A 14,713-nucleotide genomic window follows, 5' to 3' on the forward strand; every position below is an offset into this window, starting at 1 on the left:
ATATTGAGATAGAGAAGAATATGAAACCCGTAGTACAGAGCTTGCTTGAAACGGACTTGTATAAATTCACCATGTGGCAGGCTTTATTGCATAGCCATCCCAATGCACAGACAGAATATGCTTTCGTCTGCCGCAACACACCCGCTTATCCGCTGGCAGAGTTAAAGGCTGATGTGGAGCGTGAACTGGATCATTTGTGCGCATTGAATTTTAATGAAGATGAACTCGATTATCTGCGCTCACTGCGGTTCATCAAAAGTGATTTTACTGACTTCCTGACGGTATTTCATTTCCAGCGAAAATTCATACGCGTCAGCATACTGGGCGATACGCTGGAGATTGTAGCTACCGGCCCGCAGGTGCATGTCATGGGGTTCGAAATTTATGTACTGCATATCGTCAATGAACTGTATTTCCGCCGTTTGCAGACTGAACAGACCCTGACCGAAGCCAGAAGCAGGCTGGCAGCCAAGGTAGAGCAATTGCGTAGCTTTGGCAAAGAAGCAGCCAGGACCCATCCTTTTGAATTTTTTGATTTCGGTTTGCGCCGGCGTTTTTCTGGTGCATGGCATGATGAAGTGGTGGCCACGCTGGCACGTGAAGTACCTGAATTTTTCAAAGGCACGTCGAATGTCTATCTGGCCAAGAAGTACAAGCTGGTACCGATAGGGACAATGGCGCATGAGTATTTGCAGTCTTACCAGTCCTTTGGTGTGCGCCTGCGTGATTTTCAAAAAGCCGCGCTGGAAGACTGGGTACAGGAATACCGTGGCGATCTTGGCACCGCCTTGACGGATGTGGTCGGTATGGATGCCTTCCTGGCGGACTTTGATCTGTACTTTGCCAAATTGTTTGATGGCCTGCGCCACGACTCTGGTGATCCGGTCGTTTGGGGTGAAAAGGCACTGGCACATTATGCCAAACTGCGTATCGACGCTCATACCAAGCGCCTGGTTTTTTCCGACGGGCTGGATCTGGCAACTGCCTTCAAGTTGTACCGGCACTTTGCGGACCGCACCATGACAGGTTTTGGCATAGGTACCAATCTGACGAATGACACCGGCATCAAGGCCCTGAATATCGTCATGAAGCTGAAATCCTGCAACGGACAGCCGGTCGCCAAGTTATCCGATTCGGCTGGCAAGACTTTGTGTACGGATGAGACCTTTCTTGCCTATCTGCGTCAGGTTTTTCATCATCCCCTTATTTGAAGCAAGTTGAGTTCAGGATTATCACCATGTTGAAACTGGCAATTGCACAATTGAATTATACGGTGGGCGATTTCTCGGGTAATACCGCTGCCATCATCAGCCACATGCAACAGGCGGCGGTGGGTAATGCCGATATCGCTGTATTCAGCGAACTCTGCGTCTGTGGTTATTACCCGGGCGACTTGCTGGAAGACAGTGCTTTTTTGCTCAGGGCCGAACAGGCACTCAACAATATCATGCAGGCTTCCAGAGATTATCCTGCGCTGGTCAGCGTGATAGGTACGGTACGCAAAAACCAGGGGCGTGGCAAAGCGCTGCACAACGCCTTGCTGGCGATACGCAATGGTGAAATCGTTGCGGAATACTATAAACAGTTGTTGCCTACTTACGGTATTTTTGATGAACGCCGCCATTTTGAACCAGGTCAGGAAGTCGCCTGCACACTGGATGTTGCAGGCCACAAGCTGGGTTTCATGGTCTGTGAAGATGGCTGGAATGATGATGAACAGGATTATCAGGTCAACCCCTTCAATGCCCTGACGGCAGCAAAAGTTGATCTGGTGATCAGCATCAATGCCAGTCCGTCTGACATAGGCAAGCGTCAGCAAAGACATGCCATGTTTGCCAGGGCAGCAGCACATCATGCCTTGCCTTTGCTGTATGTGAACCAGGTTGGTGGGCAAGATCAACTGGTATTCGACGGCGCCTCATTTGCGCTTACGCCAGAGCAGGGTCTGGTTTTTGAAGCGGCACGCTTCGAAGAAGATTTTCAGTTGCTGGGATTTGAAGCAGATCAATTTACCCGCATTGATGGCAAGGCCGTGGATAAGCCCGACAGTACAGGTTTGTCCGTGCCGGAATTCACCCGCCGCCAGATTGTCCTGGGTTTGCAGGACTATGCGCGTCGCTGTGGTTTCAAACAGGTCGTAGTGGGATCATCCGGCGGTATTGATTCTGCGCTGACGATTGCTTTGGCCGTGCAGGCACTGGGCGCAGAAAATGTGATTGCCATTACCATGCCTTCTGCTTATTCAAGCACGGGTTCGGTCTCGGATTCTGTCAAGCTATGCGACAACCTGCAAGTCAAATTACTGACGCATCCGATACTGAGTCTGGTCGATCAATATGCCCAGGGTTTTGAGCAGGCATTTGCTACGCCTTTGAAAGGCTTGACGCAAGAAAATCTGCAGGCGCGCATACGTGGCACCATACTGATGGAATACTCGAATGCCTTTGGCGCGCTCTTGCTGACTACTGGTAACAAGAGTGAAATATCGGTTGGTTACTGTACCTTGTATGGAGATACCAATGGCGGCCTGGGTTTGATTGGTGACCTGTACAAGACCGAAGTATATGCCCTGTCACAGCATATCAATCAGGCAGCGGGGCGCGAAATTATTCCGCAGGATGTATTGACCAAGCCGCCATCAGCTGAACTGGCACCGGATCAACTGGATACTGACAGCTTGCCGCCTTATGAAGAACTGGATGAAATGTTGAAATGGCATATCGAAGGCAAGCGCCTGCCCGCGCATGAATTTGCTCGCGCCCAGAGTTTTGTAGAACAATTGCAGCAGACAGAGGCAGGCGTGAAAAGCATCAGCCGCATACTGGGCATGGTCGCACGCAATGAATACAAGCGTCGGCAAGCACCGCCCATCATACGCGTGCGTGCCAGGGCGTTTGGCAGTGGCCGTCAGATGCCGATTGCCGCCAAATACAGCAATTAAGAACTACAGCAATTAAGATCAACCAGAACCGTATTTAAAAAAGTTAACCATGCAAATCGATGTTGCGGTATTGATAGGACGCTTTCAGCCCTTCCATAACGGGCATGCCACGCTCTTGCAACTGGCACTGGAAACCGCGGAAGAAGTGGTGATCGTACTTGGGTCATCCTTCCATGCGCGCAGTACCAAGAACCCTTTCACCTGGCAGGAAAGGGCGGACATGATCAATGCCACTCTGTCCCCGTCTGAGCGTGACAGGGTGTCGTATATTGCAGTGCGTGATTACTATGATGACGTGCGCTGGGCCGCGGCGGTCAGGGGCAAAGTGGAACAGCACTATCCCCATGCAAAACGGGTGGCGCTGATAGGGCATTTCAAGGATGCATCCAGTTATTACCTGAATCGTTTCCCACAATGGCAACTGGTCGCGGCAGAACAATTGCTGGCGATTGATGCCACCGTTATACGGCGCGTACTGTTTGAAGCTGAAGACATGCGAATATCTCTGGATGTGATTGCTCACTACCTGCCATTGAGCATACGTCAGTATCTGAAAGCCTGGAGTATTTTGCCGCATTATGCCGCACTGGTTAAAGAGCACGCGCAGTTAGTTGCCTATCAGGCAGCCTGGAAGACGGCACCTTATGCACCCATGTTTGTTACCTTGGATGCGGTAGTCAAGGCTGCCAGGCATATCTTGCTGGTGCAGCGTGGCGGTTTTCCCGGCAAAGGCTTGTGGGCATTGCCGGGTGGTTTTCTTGATCAGAATGAACGCCTGTTTCAGGGCGCGATACGGGAACTGTTTGAAGAAACCAATCTGGCAGTACTGGCATCCACACTGGAACATTCTTTGGTCGATGTCAAAGTGTTTGATCATCCGGGCCGCAGTCTGCGTGGCCGTACCATCACCCATGCGCATTTCTTTGATTTGCAGACCGAACATCTGCCAGATATCCGCGCAGCCGATGATGCTGCCCAGGCCGTCTGGGTTGCCATTGATAAGCTGGAGGGGATGGAAGAATTATTCTTCGACGACCACTTCCACATTCTCGACCAGTTTTTGCTGTTGACGGCCAAATAAAAAAAGGCAGGATAAACCTGCCTGAACTGTTTAACTGGTGCGTCCTGCGTGTCTGGCTTATTTGTATTGTGGGCCAGTCAGTAAAAACCCACCACCCTGATAAATGGTGGTGATGTCATCTGCTGGCGGATACTCACCGGTTTCCGGGAACAGGTGGTTAAACTGGGTTGAATTGTCTTTGGCCTTGTAGCCAAGATGGGCTGCTTTTCTGTTATCCCACCATTTGCCTGGATTATCCGATACGCCAAAGCTGATGGTATGGCCTACACGTTGTGCGAATACCGAGCAGCGCAGCATTTCAAACAAATCATCGTAACTGAAATAGGTCACCAGCATACGGCGTGTGGTTGGAACCGGGAAGGATGAGCCTATGCGTATGCAGACGGTTTCTATACCAAAGCGGTCGTAGTAATAACGGGACAGCGATTCGCCAAAACATTTGCTGATACCGTACATGCCATCCGGCCTGGTAGGCATGTCGGCATCGATATGGTCAGTGGTGCGATAGAAACCGACAGCATGATTGGAGCTGGCAAAAATCACGCGCTTGACCTTGCACTTGTGCACGGCTTCGTAAATATTATAGGTGCCCTGGATATTGGCATGCATGATGGATTCGAAATTCGCCTCGGTGGAAATGCCACCGAAATGCAGGACTACATCCACATCCTGCATCAGTGCCAGCACGGCAGCTTTATCCGCCAGGTCGCAACGTACGATTTCTTCGCCTTCTCTGGCTTCGCCCATGTCGCTGATATCGCTAAGACGTACTACATTGGCCCAGGCCTTGATCCTGTCCCGCAATACCTGGCCCAGTCCACCAGCTGCGCCGGTCAGCAAGATGCGGTTAAATGGCTTTTCCGAGGATGTAGAATTCATGAAACTTCCTTCAAATTTTCAAAAAATAATCTGTAGTGCAGAGCTGTGATGCAAAAGCTGTATGCAAACCTGTATCGCTAGACTTCATTAAGTATACAAGGAATGCGTGTGCGATCAGGTAATCGGTGCCGGGTTGAACAGGACCAGTGCATTATGTAACTTCCAGTGCTCTGCCCAGGTTTTTTTACCACTGGCAACGTCTAGCATCATTTGAAATAATTCCCAGCCTACCTGTTCTATGGTGGCTTCGCCGCTGGCAATCTTGCCGGCGTTGATGTCCATCAGATCATGCCAGCGTCGCGCCAGGTCATCACGTGTCGCGACCTTGATGACCGGCACTTCTGCCAGGCCATAAGGTGTGCCACGACCAGTGGTAAATATGTGCAGGTTCATACCAGCAGCCACTTGCAGGGTGCCGCAGATAAAGTCGCTGGCTGGTGTTGCGGCGTAAATCAGGCCTTTTTGCTTGAGTTTTTCGCCGGGCGACAAAACACCGGATATCGCGGCTGTGCCAGACTTGACGATGGAACCCATGGCTTTTTCAACGATGTTCGACAAGCCGCCTTTTTTATTGCCCGGTGTGGTGTTGGCGCTGCGGTCAACCCCGCCACGCCTCAGGTATTCGTCATACCATTCCATTTCCCTGATCATGGCGGCTGCGACGTCGGCGTTGGCGGCACGCGAAGTCAGTTGGTCAATACCGTCGCGCACTTCGGTGACTTCAGAAAACATGACGCTGGCACCGGCTCTGACCAGCAGATCCGTCGCAAAGCCGACCGCCGGATTGGCAGTCACGCCAGAAAATGCATCACTGCCACCACATTGCACACCTACTACCAGGTCGGCAGCAGGGCAGGGTTCACGGCGACGTTTATTCAGTTCGGTCAGTTGTGTTTCCGCAGTCGTCATGATGGATGCGATCATGCTCTGGAAGCCGACATGCACCTGGTCTTGCAGGCAGACCAGCGCCGGTTCACCACCATTATTGTTGCTTTGTATGGGGATACTGCCCTTGGGGAAAAGTCTGGTAGGTTGCAGCTTTTCGCAACCCAGGCTGACTACCATTGCCTGGCCACCAAAATTCGGGTTCAGGCTGATATTGCGTACGGTGCGGATAGGGATGGCGGCATTCGGTGCATCAATCGCCACGCCACAGCCATAGGTATGTTCAAGGCCGACAACGTCATCTACGTTCGGAAACTTTGGCAGCAGTTCCTCCTTGATGCGTTTGACGGCATGCTCAACCACGCCAGCTACACATTGTACGGTGGTGGTAATCGCCAGGATATTGCGGGTGCCTACACTGCCATCAGCATTTTTGTAACCCAGGAAGGTATAGCCTTCCAGTGGTTCGGTTTTGGGGGCAGGGCGGTTGGCGATAGGCAAATCCACCAGTTGCCGGGCGTCTGGCATGCGTATCAGTGATTCTTCAACCCAGCTACCTTTTGGTATGGCTTTTACCGCAAACCCGATAGTGACGTTGTAGCGCAGTATGGGTTGGCCTTCAGCCATATCCGTCAGTGCCACTTTATGGCCTTGCGGTACATTGTCAAGAAGTGTCAGGCCGTCAGGGAAAACCGTGTTGGCAAGTAATCCGCCGTCATTGGCAACAATGGCAACGTTGTCGTTGTCATGCATGCGTATATATAGCGGTGGCTTGGGGGTGGATGTACTCATTTTTTTCCCTTCTTACTGCTTTTAGTCTTATAGGTGTTACGCAAAACCGTCCCGGTTGCCTTGCAACTGCTGGCCTTACTGTCTTCATTGCCGGGCTTTGGCACGACAAATATGCGTCAGTTTCGTCTTGTTTTTGCAAATGCTCTTTAGTTAAAAATCATTTTTGCAACATTTGGTCTAACCAAAATACGACAATCCTGATCTTTTCTTTGCCCTGTTCCCTGTCATCTCACATTGCGTTTTCGTTTGCCTTAACACCACATTTCACCTATGAAAACATAGTGAAGATGCGCTTCTTTTCGAGCTGTAAAAATACAAGATGGCCACGGTTTTTACACTGGCAACTGTGGCGAGTATGCCACCAAATAAAAATTTTGGCTAGTCCACATTGCATATTTGGTCTGACCACATTAGAATGGCCTGACCGAATTGCTTTTTCATAGGCTGTTCATATTTTCCTGATTCAGACGAGATGAAAAAAAATTATTCGCACGGAGAATCTGTACCCCACGAACCGCGTTTGTATCGCCTGGTGGCTGACCGGATTCAAGTGTTGATTGCAGAGGAAAATATTTTTCCCGGAGAGCGCCTGCCTTCAGAGCGTGACCTGGCAACAAAATTAAGTGTCAGCCGTGCATCTTTGCGGGAAGCCCTGATCGCACTTGAGTTGGGCGGGGTAATCGAAGTACGTGGCGGTTCTGGTGTGTATGTCAGTGAATTGCCTGAAGAAAAGCCGGATTTGCCCGAAGTAGGTCCGGGTCCGTTTGAAGTGCTGTCGGCACGCAGGTTGATTGAAGCTGAGATTGCAGCCATTGCAGCACGGGTGGCAACAGATGCAGCGATAGACGATATTTTGAAGGCGGTGCTGGAAATGGAAAAGCACCATGCCAATTATTCGAGCAATGAAAACGCGGACAGGAATTTTCACCTGTCCATAGCCAGGGCGACCGGCAATAGTGCGCTGGTCGGGACGATTGAATACCTGTGGGGTCAACGGGGCCGGCTGTGGCACAAATTAAAGGAGCATTTTCAAACAGAAGAATTACGCCTGCAAACGCTGACAGATCACAGAAATATTCTGGAAGCAATTGCTTCGCATGATCCTGCAGCAGCCAGAAAGGCAATGCGGGCGCATTTAGAGAGAGTGACACGAACTTTCTCACGCGGATAACAGCTAAAGCAAAGACCAACATTTGCGACTGTTGCCGAGGTAGTAAGAATTTTTGACCGGCTGTGACCTCGATGGTGCCTTGCGCCCATCTTCGTTGTAGTGGCACGGGGCACGCGAGGTGTTCCATGTATTGTCCCACGCATGACGTGGGGGCAAGAATTTTATGTAAAAATCCGGAGGAGACTAGATAATGAAAGACGTTAAGAAAAATCACAGGCCAGTATTTGTTTTGTCATCCATCGCCATGGCGGTGTTGACAATGGTCAGCCAGGCACATGCCGAAGATGTGCAAAGGGTGGAGGTAACAGGTTCATCCATCAAGCGCCTGGCATCAGAAGCATCCCTGCCGGTCACTATGGTGACGGGTGAAGAATTAGAAAAACGTGGTATGACCACACTGGCAGACTTGATGATGTCTCTGCCAGAATCGAGCTCACTGGCACCTTCCAATGCCGGTTCAGGTACCAATATCAATTTGCGCGGTCTGGGTGTCAATCGTACGCTGGTACTGTTGAACGGTCGTCGTCTGGCCAATGAAGCGATTGCTGACGGTTACGCCAATCTGGACGTGATACCTATGAGTGCGATCGCCAGGGTAGAGATCCTGCGTGATGGCGCATCCTCCATCTATGGTTCCGATGCGATTGGTGGCGTGGTCAACTTCATCACGAAACGTACTGTTGTTGGCAATTCTGTATCTGCTCAATATGTCAAACCGCAACAAAGCGGTGGTGGCGATGAGCAACGTCTGAGTGCTACTGTTGGTGTTGGTGATCTGCAAAAAGACGGCTGGAATCTGTACGCAACAGTGGATGCGCATCGCCGCAGCCGCCTGCTGGCTTCTGACCGTGCAGACCTCAGCACGACAGAAATCCTGACCAGCATAGGCCGTGCGCCTACACTGGGTAGCGGTGGCTATGCCATGCCCGCCAACTTTACGACAGCGACCAACAAGACTGCTGCCAACCCTTACTATGCTAGTGGTTGCCAGGGGCCGTACACCATTCAGGGCGCAAAAAACACCTGTATCCTGAATGCTGCCTATTATGGTACAGCGCTGTATGGCAATGAACAGGTTACCTTCTATGCCAAGGGCACCAAGAAATTCACTGATGACCATATCCTGACGGTAGATTACATGCGTGGTCAGGAATATATTCTGGGCACAAAAAATCCAACCACCAGCCTGGCAGCCAACGGCGTTAGCGCCTTGTTGCCTTCCACCAGCAAATGGTACCCAGGCGGTAGTGGCGGTGTACCTGCTGTCGCTGGCCTGAAAGGTGAGCCACTGACAGTGACCTGGAGTGTCGCCGACCTGGCAGAAGCCGTGACCAAAGACGTGCAGGTCAATCAACGCGTCAGCGTGAATGACGAAGGCCGTATCGGCAACTGGGACTACAAACTCGGTTTCGTCTATGGCAATAGCCAACGTGACAATTATTATGATTCCGGCTATGTGAATGGTCCTGGCCTGTTGACTGGCCTCGCCAATGGCACGCTGAACCCTTTCGGTTTGCAGGATGCTGCCGGTAAAGCTTACCTGAAAAGCATTTCGGTTGATGGCGCATTGAATCGTCATTCCATCAGTACCTACACAGGTGTTGATCTGACAGCGTCTACTGAGTTGATGACACTGGCTGGTGGTCCTTTGACACTGGCTCTTGGTACTGATTTCCATCGTGATACCACTGAAGATACCAAGACTGACATCACCTCTCTGGTTACTTATGCTGCTTCCGGCCCTTCCCATGGTCAGGGCGCACGTAACGTAGCGGCGGCATATGCAGAGATGGAAATCCCTGTTACCAAAGAATTGAACTTCAATCTGGCGGTACGTGACGATCATTTCAGTGATTTCGGCAACACCATCAATCCTAAGGCCAGCTTCCGCTATCAGCCTATGAAGAACCTGATGTTCCGTGGTTCTGCCAATACCGGTTTCCGTGCTCCGACATTGTTTGACCGTTATGGCTATCGCGTAGCAGGTGCAAATACCACTACTGCAGCGAAATGGGATGATCCGGTGCAATGTCCTGGCGGCACTCCTGGCGTAGCTGGTACAGGTAAGGCCTTGCCTGGCCTGGTAGCGTCTGCTGTCTGTAATGTGGCCTTGCCACGTCAGACTGGTAGCAACCCTGATTTGATCCCGGAAAAATCCCGTGGTTTCACTCTGGGTGTTGTGACAGAACCAGTACAGAACCTGACTGTGTCTGCCGATTACTGGCATATCGAAATGAAGGACATGCTGGCTAACTTGCCAGAACAAGTGTACTTCCTGAACCCAACCAAATATGCTGATCTGTTTGTACGTAACCCAGATGGTTCCCTGGCTTACATCAAAAACATCACCATGAATCTGGGTGGCCAAAAAGCTTCCGGTATTGATCTTGGCCTGGCCTATTCGATTCCTAAAACTGCAGTCGGTAACTTCAAGTTTGAACTGAATGGTACTTACCTGACCCAGTTTGATAACCAACTGGAAAAAGACAGTGCGTATATTTCCAATATTGGTCGTTTCGGTGTGGCCAGCAATGGTACAACCAGCAGCTTGCCTATCATTACTTTCCGCTGGAAACACACGCTGACCATGTCCTGGAGCCAAGGTAACTGGACTTCACAACTGACTCAGAACTACAACACTGGTTACCATGATCAAAACCTGGTTGCAGCTGAATATTTCCGTGATATCGAGCCGTACCAGGTATGGAACTGGACAGCAAGCTACCGTGGTTTCAAAAATCTGACATTGTCAGCTGGTATCACCAATCTGGCCAATGCAAGACCACCGATCACTAACCACAGCGGTTACACCTATGGTTACCTGAGCAGTGCTGCTAGCCCAATAGGTCGCGCGTTCAATGCACGCATGACTTATAACTTCTAAAAAAGAGTTCCCCCCCACGCTAGCGCGTGGGGGGTGTGGAGCGATAATGCGAAACACCCGTTTGAACAACGCGTTCTGTCTGACACCGATACAGCGCAGTCAGTTTTTACCAGCAGTAGCTACGACCACAGTCCTACCCTTGAGTAGCCTGGACAGCAGTGCCCTGGCAGTGAACAGCAAATTCAATACCCGCTCCTGCATCTGCCCCTGCCCCTGCCGCATTCAGCAGTTTTTCCAGCCTTTGCGATCCCGCAAGCAAAAATTCCAGAATTTCCCATTGATTAAAAAAGCATCGTGCGGCCCTGTGTCCACAACGACCAGACACGACTTGCTCCACTGATCCGATACGGATAACAGGGGGTGCTTGCAGCCCCTGTTTTTTTGACTTTACCGACATAGAGAATGACATGAAACTGTTTTCCCGTTCCTTCATATTGACCGCGATCAGTGCCCTGGTATTTGGCGCATACAGTACTGCCGCCAGCGCAGATAGCGCCGACACCAACAAACCGGTGCGTATCATCCTGGTTGGTGATTCCACCATGGCACCGAATAGCGGCTACGGCGACGCTTTTTGCAAACGCTTCAAACCGGAAGTTACCTGTCTGAACCTTGCCAAAGGCGGACGCAGTTCCAGCAGTTACCGCGCAGAAGGATCATGGGACATCGTGCAGAATTTATTGAAGAACCGCGAACAGTTTAGCCAGACTTACGTGCTGATACAGTTTGGGCATAACGACCAGCCAGGCAAACCTGGCCGCTCTACCGATCTGGCGACAGAGTTCCCGGTCAATATCGCTCGCTATGTGGATGATTTACAGGCTGCCGGTGCGCAAGCCATCCTGGTGACGCCGCTGACACGCCGTACTTTCAAAGGCACTCAATTACAAAACGACCTCAGGCCATGGGCAGAAGCCAGCATGGCCGTAGCCGCCAACAAACATGTGCCGCTGCTGGACCTGAATGCAGACAGCTATCGTTCAGTGCAAGCCATGGGACAGGCCGAGGCCGATACCCTGGCAATGGCACCGCCACCACCAGCTACCACTGATACACCTGCGCCTGCATCAGTATCCGCACCTTTACCTGTATCTGCATCTGCGTCCACATCTGCACCCGCATCGGCGAGCGCTCCCAGTGCCGACATCGTCAAAACCGAACGTGCCGGTGCTGCGCGTCCTTTGTTTGATCGTACCCATCTGGGTAGCAAAGGTGCGGCACATTTTTCTGCCATCGTCCTGACTGAGCTGCTGCAAGCCGTGCCGGTACTGGATGCCAAAGTCAGCAAGGAAGCCCGTCCATGAAATTTTTAAAAACCCTGCCGGTAGTATCCGCTGCCCTGATGCTGCATGCCACACCTGCCAGTGCCCAGGACAGTCGCCAGGTCAAGGAACCGCAGACCCCGGCTATTTGTAGCGTACTGCCAGCCCAGCTTGAATCCGGCAAGGCAGAATCGACCGACGCCCGGGCACCGGACACCCGTCGCCTGCAAGCTGCGATTGATGCCTGCCAGTCGGGCCAGGCTGTCAGACTGATTAGCCGCAATGGCAAAACTGCCTTCCTGTCTGGTGCTTTGCAATTGCGCAGTGGAGTTTCCATTGTGCTGGACGCCGGTGTCACTGTATATACGTCGACCAATCCCAAAGATTTTGACCGGGGTAACGGCGCTTGCGGTACCAATGATGACAAGGGCAAGGGATGCAAGCCGTTTATCACCGCCGACCGTACGCAGGGCAGCGGTATTTATGGAGATGGCGTAATTGATGGACAGGGCGGTGAACGCATACTGGGCAAGGACGAATCCTGGTGGCAGATCGCCCGTCGTGCGCAAAAAGAAAACAATCGTCAGAATGTGCCCAGGCTGCTGGAAGTGACCCAGTCAGACAATTTCACCCTGCATCGCATCACGCTCAGGAATTCGCCTAATTTCCATGTGACATTAAATCAGGTGAATGGTTTTACTGCCTGGGGTGTGCGTATTGACACACCCGCCAATGCCAGGAATACGGATGGCATAGACCCGATTTCTTCGCGCAACATCACCATCGCCAACACCTATATCCGCACCGGTGACGATAATGTTGCCATCAAGGCTGGCAACAATGGCCCAACAGAAAACATCACCATACGCAACAGCCATTTTTATTCCGGCCACGGCATGTCCATAGGCAGTGAAACCAATGGCGGCGTCAGCAATGTGCTGGTGGATAATCTGAGCATGGATGGCACGACGTCCGGCTTGCGCATCAAGAGCGATGTCTCGCGCGGTGGACTGGTGCAGAATATCAACTATCGCAATGTCTGCATACGCAACGTCAAGGCCCCGATAGATTTTGATACCCACTATGGCAAAGACGCCAAAGGGTCGCAGATACCGCAATACCGCGACATTAAACTGGAGCATGTGCAGGTGCTGACGTCGGGCCGTATCATCCTGCAAGGCTATGATGCAAGCCACCCCATAACTGTGCGCCTGCAAGATGTCGTGATTGATGCCAGCAGTGCCATACAGCGTGAACACCTGCAGTTGTTGGGTGATGCGAGTGCTACAGCGGGCAAGATTGCCGATGCTGCACAATCTGGTTTCAATACAGAACCGGCCAACCCAAAGCAATGCGATCAGGCATTTGCCGCCTTTCCTGACAACGTGGTAACGCTTAAAAGACCACAACTGGATGCAGTAGCAGCCCAACAGTTTTCTTATGCCGAAGTATTGAAATATGCCGGCATGCCGGGCAATGAAAAGGCTGATCCCTGGGACCCCTTGTCGGCACCGATTGCTGCCAATCCTGATCTGCTTCCTGATTACATCGTTGATGCCGGCATTAAGGCAGATGACGTACATACCTTCAATCGCGTACAGGATGCCGTCAGCCGTGCGATTGCCGATGCGGAAAAGAAAGCGGACAAGAGCAAGCGCATTTATATTCTCGTCAAACCCGGCACATACCGTGAGCTGGTCTATGTCCCTGCCGTCGATAGCCCTATCACCCTTTATGGTACGGATGCGACAAAGACCAAAATCAGCGCCAATCTGGATGCCGCTGTGACCGGCAGTGACTATCAGTCACGTTTTGCCAGCCAGTTCAACAAGACCCATGCCAGCATTACCGCCATGTATGAAAGCCTGAAAGACCGGCCTGCACTGGGCACGTTTGGTACTGGTGTATTGTGGGTCAAGAGCCGGAACTTTGAAGCAAAGAACCTGACCATAGAAAACGCCTATAACAAAGATGTGGGCAATGCACGGGCTGACTGCCCGGCCGGTGCCTGCCCTGACGCAGGTGTGTATGCGCAGACTAAAATGGTGCATCACCAGGCGCTGGCAGTCATGCTCGATGGTGCGGATAAAACGCATTTTGACGGCGTGCGCATGCTGGGTTTCCAGGATACTCTGTACATGAGATCAGGTGCCAATGGCGAGACTGCCCGTTACTTTTTCAATCATGCCTATGTGGAAGGCGATGTTGATTTCATTTTCGGTGATGCGACCGCCTATTTCTACCAGTCTGAAATCAAGGCGCTGGGGGATCGTGGTAACGCCTACATGGCCGCACCCAGCACCAATATCAATTCCAGATATGGCTTTGTCTTTGACCATTGTCGCTTTACTCATGACGGTAGCACCAATTCCCTGGCGGGTAAATTTTATCTGGCACGCCAATGGTTCCATAACGAGCGTTGCACGCCATATGGTGTAGTGCCGGTTCCTGGTTATGACTGTCAGTTGGGGCAGGTCGATGTATATGCAGCGCCCAATGGCACCATCACCAAAAAGACCCTGGAATCGGTCGGCAAAATGGTGGTCATGAATTCTGTCATTGGTGCCCATATCCATCCATTGCAACCCTGGTCTGACTGGAACAAGTATGGCACTTTGCCCTATCGCCCCGCTCAGTATTCTTCAGACGACTATTGGGCCAACCTGAAGGCCAGCAAGATTGATCCGGTCAAACAACTGGGATATCCGGGACCGATGGCACCGATGCGTGTTTTCCTCGCAGAATTGAATAATACCGATGAATGAGTCTGGTGAGTACAGCAGGCCAAGATACTGGACAACTTAATGAACAGAGACAC

9 protein-coding genes are annotated in these 14,713 nt (G+C 51.6%); 7 read left to right on the forward strand and 2 right to left on the reverse strand.

Features of this window, described 5'->3' with window-relative positions:
- The first annotated feature begins 20 nt into the window (after positions 1 to 20).
- The 3 genes from pncB to ACO0LK_RS17720 are packed head-to-tail and all read left to right on the forward strand — an operon-like array spanning position 21 to position 4,022.
- Positions 21 to 1,211, forward strand: a complete 1,191-nt coding sequence (gene pncB / locus ACO0LK_RS17710) for a nicotinate phosphoribosyltransferase (protein WP_422977313.1) — start codon at positions 21 to 23, stop codon at positions 1,209 to 1,211.
- Between the two features lie 26 nt (positions 1,212 to 1,237).
- A complete protein-coding gene (locus ACO0LK_RS17715) occupies positions 1,238 to 2,941 on the forward strand; it encodes an NAD+ synthase (RefSeq protein WP_422977315.1) in 1,704 nt (567 codons plus the stop codon).
- A 49-nt stretch (positions 2,942 to 2,990) separates the two neighbouring features.
- Positions 2,991 to 4,022 carry a bifunctional nicotinamide-nucleotide adenylyltransferase/Nudix hydroxylase gene (locus ACO0LK_RS17720; RefSeq protein WP_422977317.1) on the forward strand — a complete coding sequence of 344 codons (1,032 nt, stop codon included), beginning with the start codon at positions 2,991 to 2,993 and terminating at the stop codon, positions 4,020 to 4,022.
- A gap of 57 nt (positions 4,023 to 4,079) precedes the next feature.
- Here ACO0LK_RS17720 and ACO0LK_RS17725 read toward each other — a convergent pair whose 3' ends face one another.
- Together ACO0LK_RS17725 and garD are read right to left on the reverse strand one after the other, a co-directional pair.
- Positions 4,080 to 4,901 (reverse strand): NAD-dependent epimerase/dehydratase family protein, encoded by an 822-nt coding sequence (locus tag ACO0LK_RS17725; protein WP_422977319.1) that lies wholly within the window; start codon positions 4,899 to 4,901, stop codon positions 4,080 to 4,082.
- A 114-nt stretch (positions 4,902 to 5,015) separates the two neighbouring features.
- A complete protein-coding gene (gene garD / locus ACO0LK_RS17730) occupies positions 5,016 to 6,578 on the reverse strand; it encodes a galactarate dehydratase (protein WP_422977321.1) in 1,563 nt (520 codons plus the stop codon).
- A 472-nt stretch (positions 6,579 to 7,050) separates the two neighbouring features.
- Here garD and ACO0LK_RS17735 point away from each other — a divergent pair, with 472 nt between their 5' ends.
- From ACO0LK_RS17735 to ACO0LK_RS17750, 4 genes are all read left to right on the forward strand, one after another.
- A complete protein-coding gene (locus ACO0LK_RS17735; RefSeq protein ID WP_422977322.1) occupies positions 7,051 to 7,749 on the forward strand; it encodes a FadR/GntR family transcriptional regulator in 699 nt (232 codons plus the stop codon).
- Positions 7,750 to 7,939: 190 nt separating this feature from the next.
- On the forward strand, positions 7,940 to 10,633 hold the full coding sequence (locus ACO0LK_RS17740) for a TonB-dependent receptor plug domain-containing protein (RefSeq protein WP_422977324.1): 2,694 nt from the start codon (positions 7,940 to 7,942) through the stop codon (positions 10,631 to 10,633).
- A 407-nt stretch (positions 10,634 to 11,040) separates the two neighbouring features.
- Positions 11,041 to 11,937 carry a rhamnogalacturonan acetylesterase gene (locus ACO0LK_RS17745; RefSeq protein ID WP_422977326.1) on the forward strand — a complete coding sequence of 299 codons (897 nt, stop codon included), beginning with the start codon at positions 11,041 to 11,043 and terminating at the stop codon, positions 11,935 to 11,937.
- Positions 11,934 to 14,660, forward strand: a complete 2,727-nt coding sequence (locus tag ACO0LK_RS17750) for a pectinesterase family protein (protein ID WP_422977328.1) — start codon at positions 11,934 to 11,936, stop codon at positions 14,658 to 14,660. Before ACO0LK_RS17745 ends, ACO0LK_RS17750 begins: the two co-directional genes overlap by 4 nt.
- Positions 14,661 to 14,713 lie beyond the last annotated feature (53 nt).

Origin of the sequence: Undibacterium sp. Ji49W (assembly GCF_049340205.1) — a bacterium.
Taxonomy (GTDB): domain Bacteria; phylum Pseudomonadota; class Gammaproteobacteria; order Burkholderiales; family Burkholderiaceae_D; genus Undibacterium.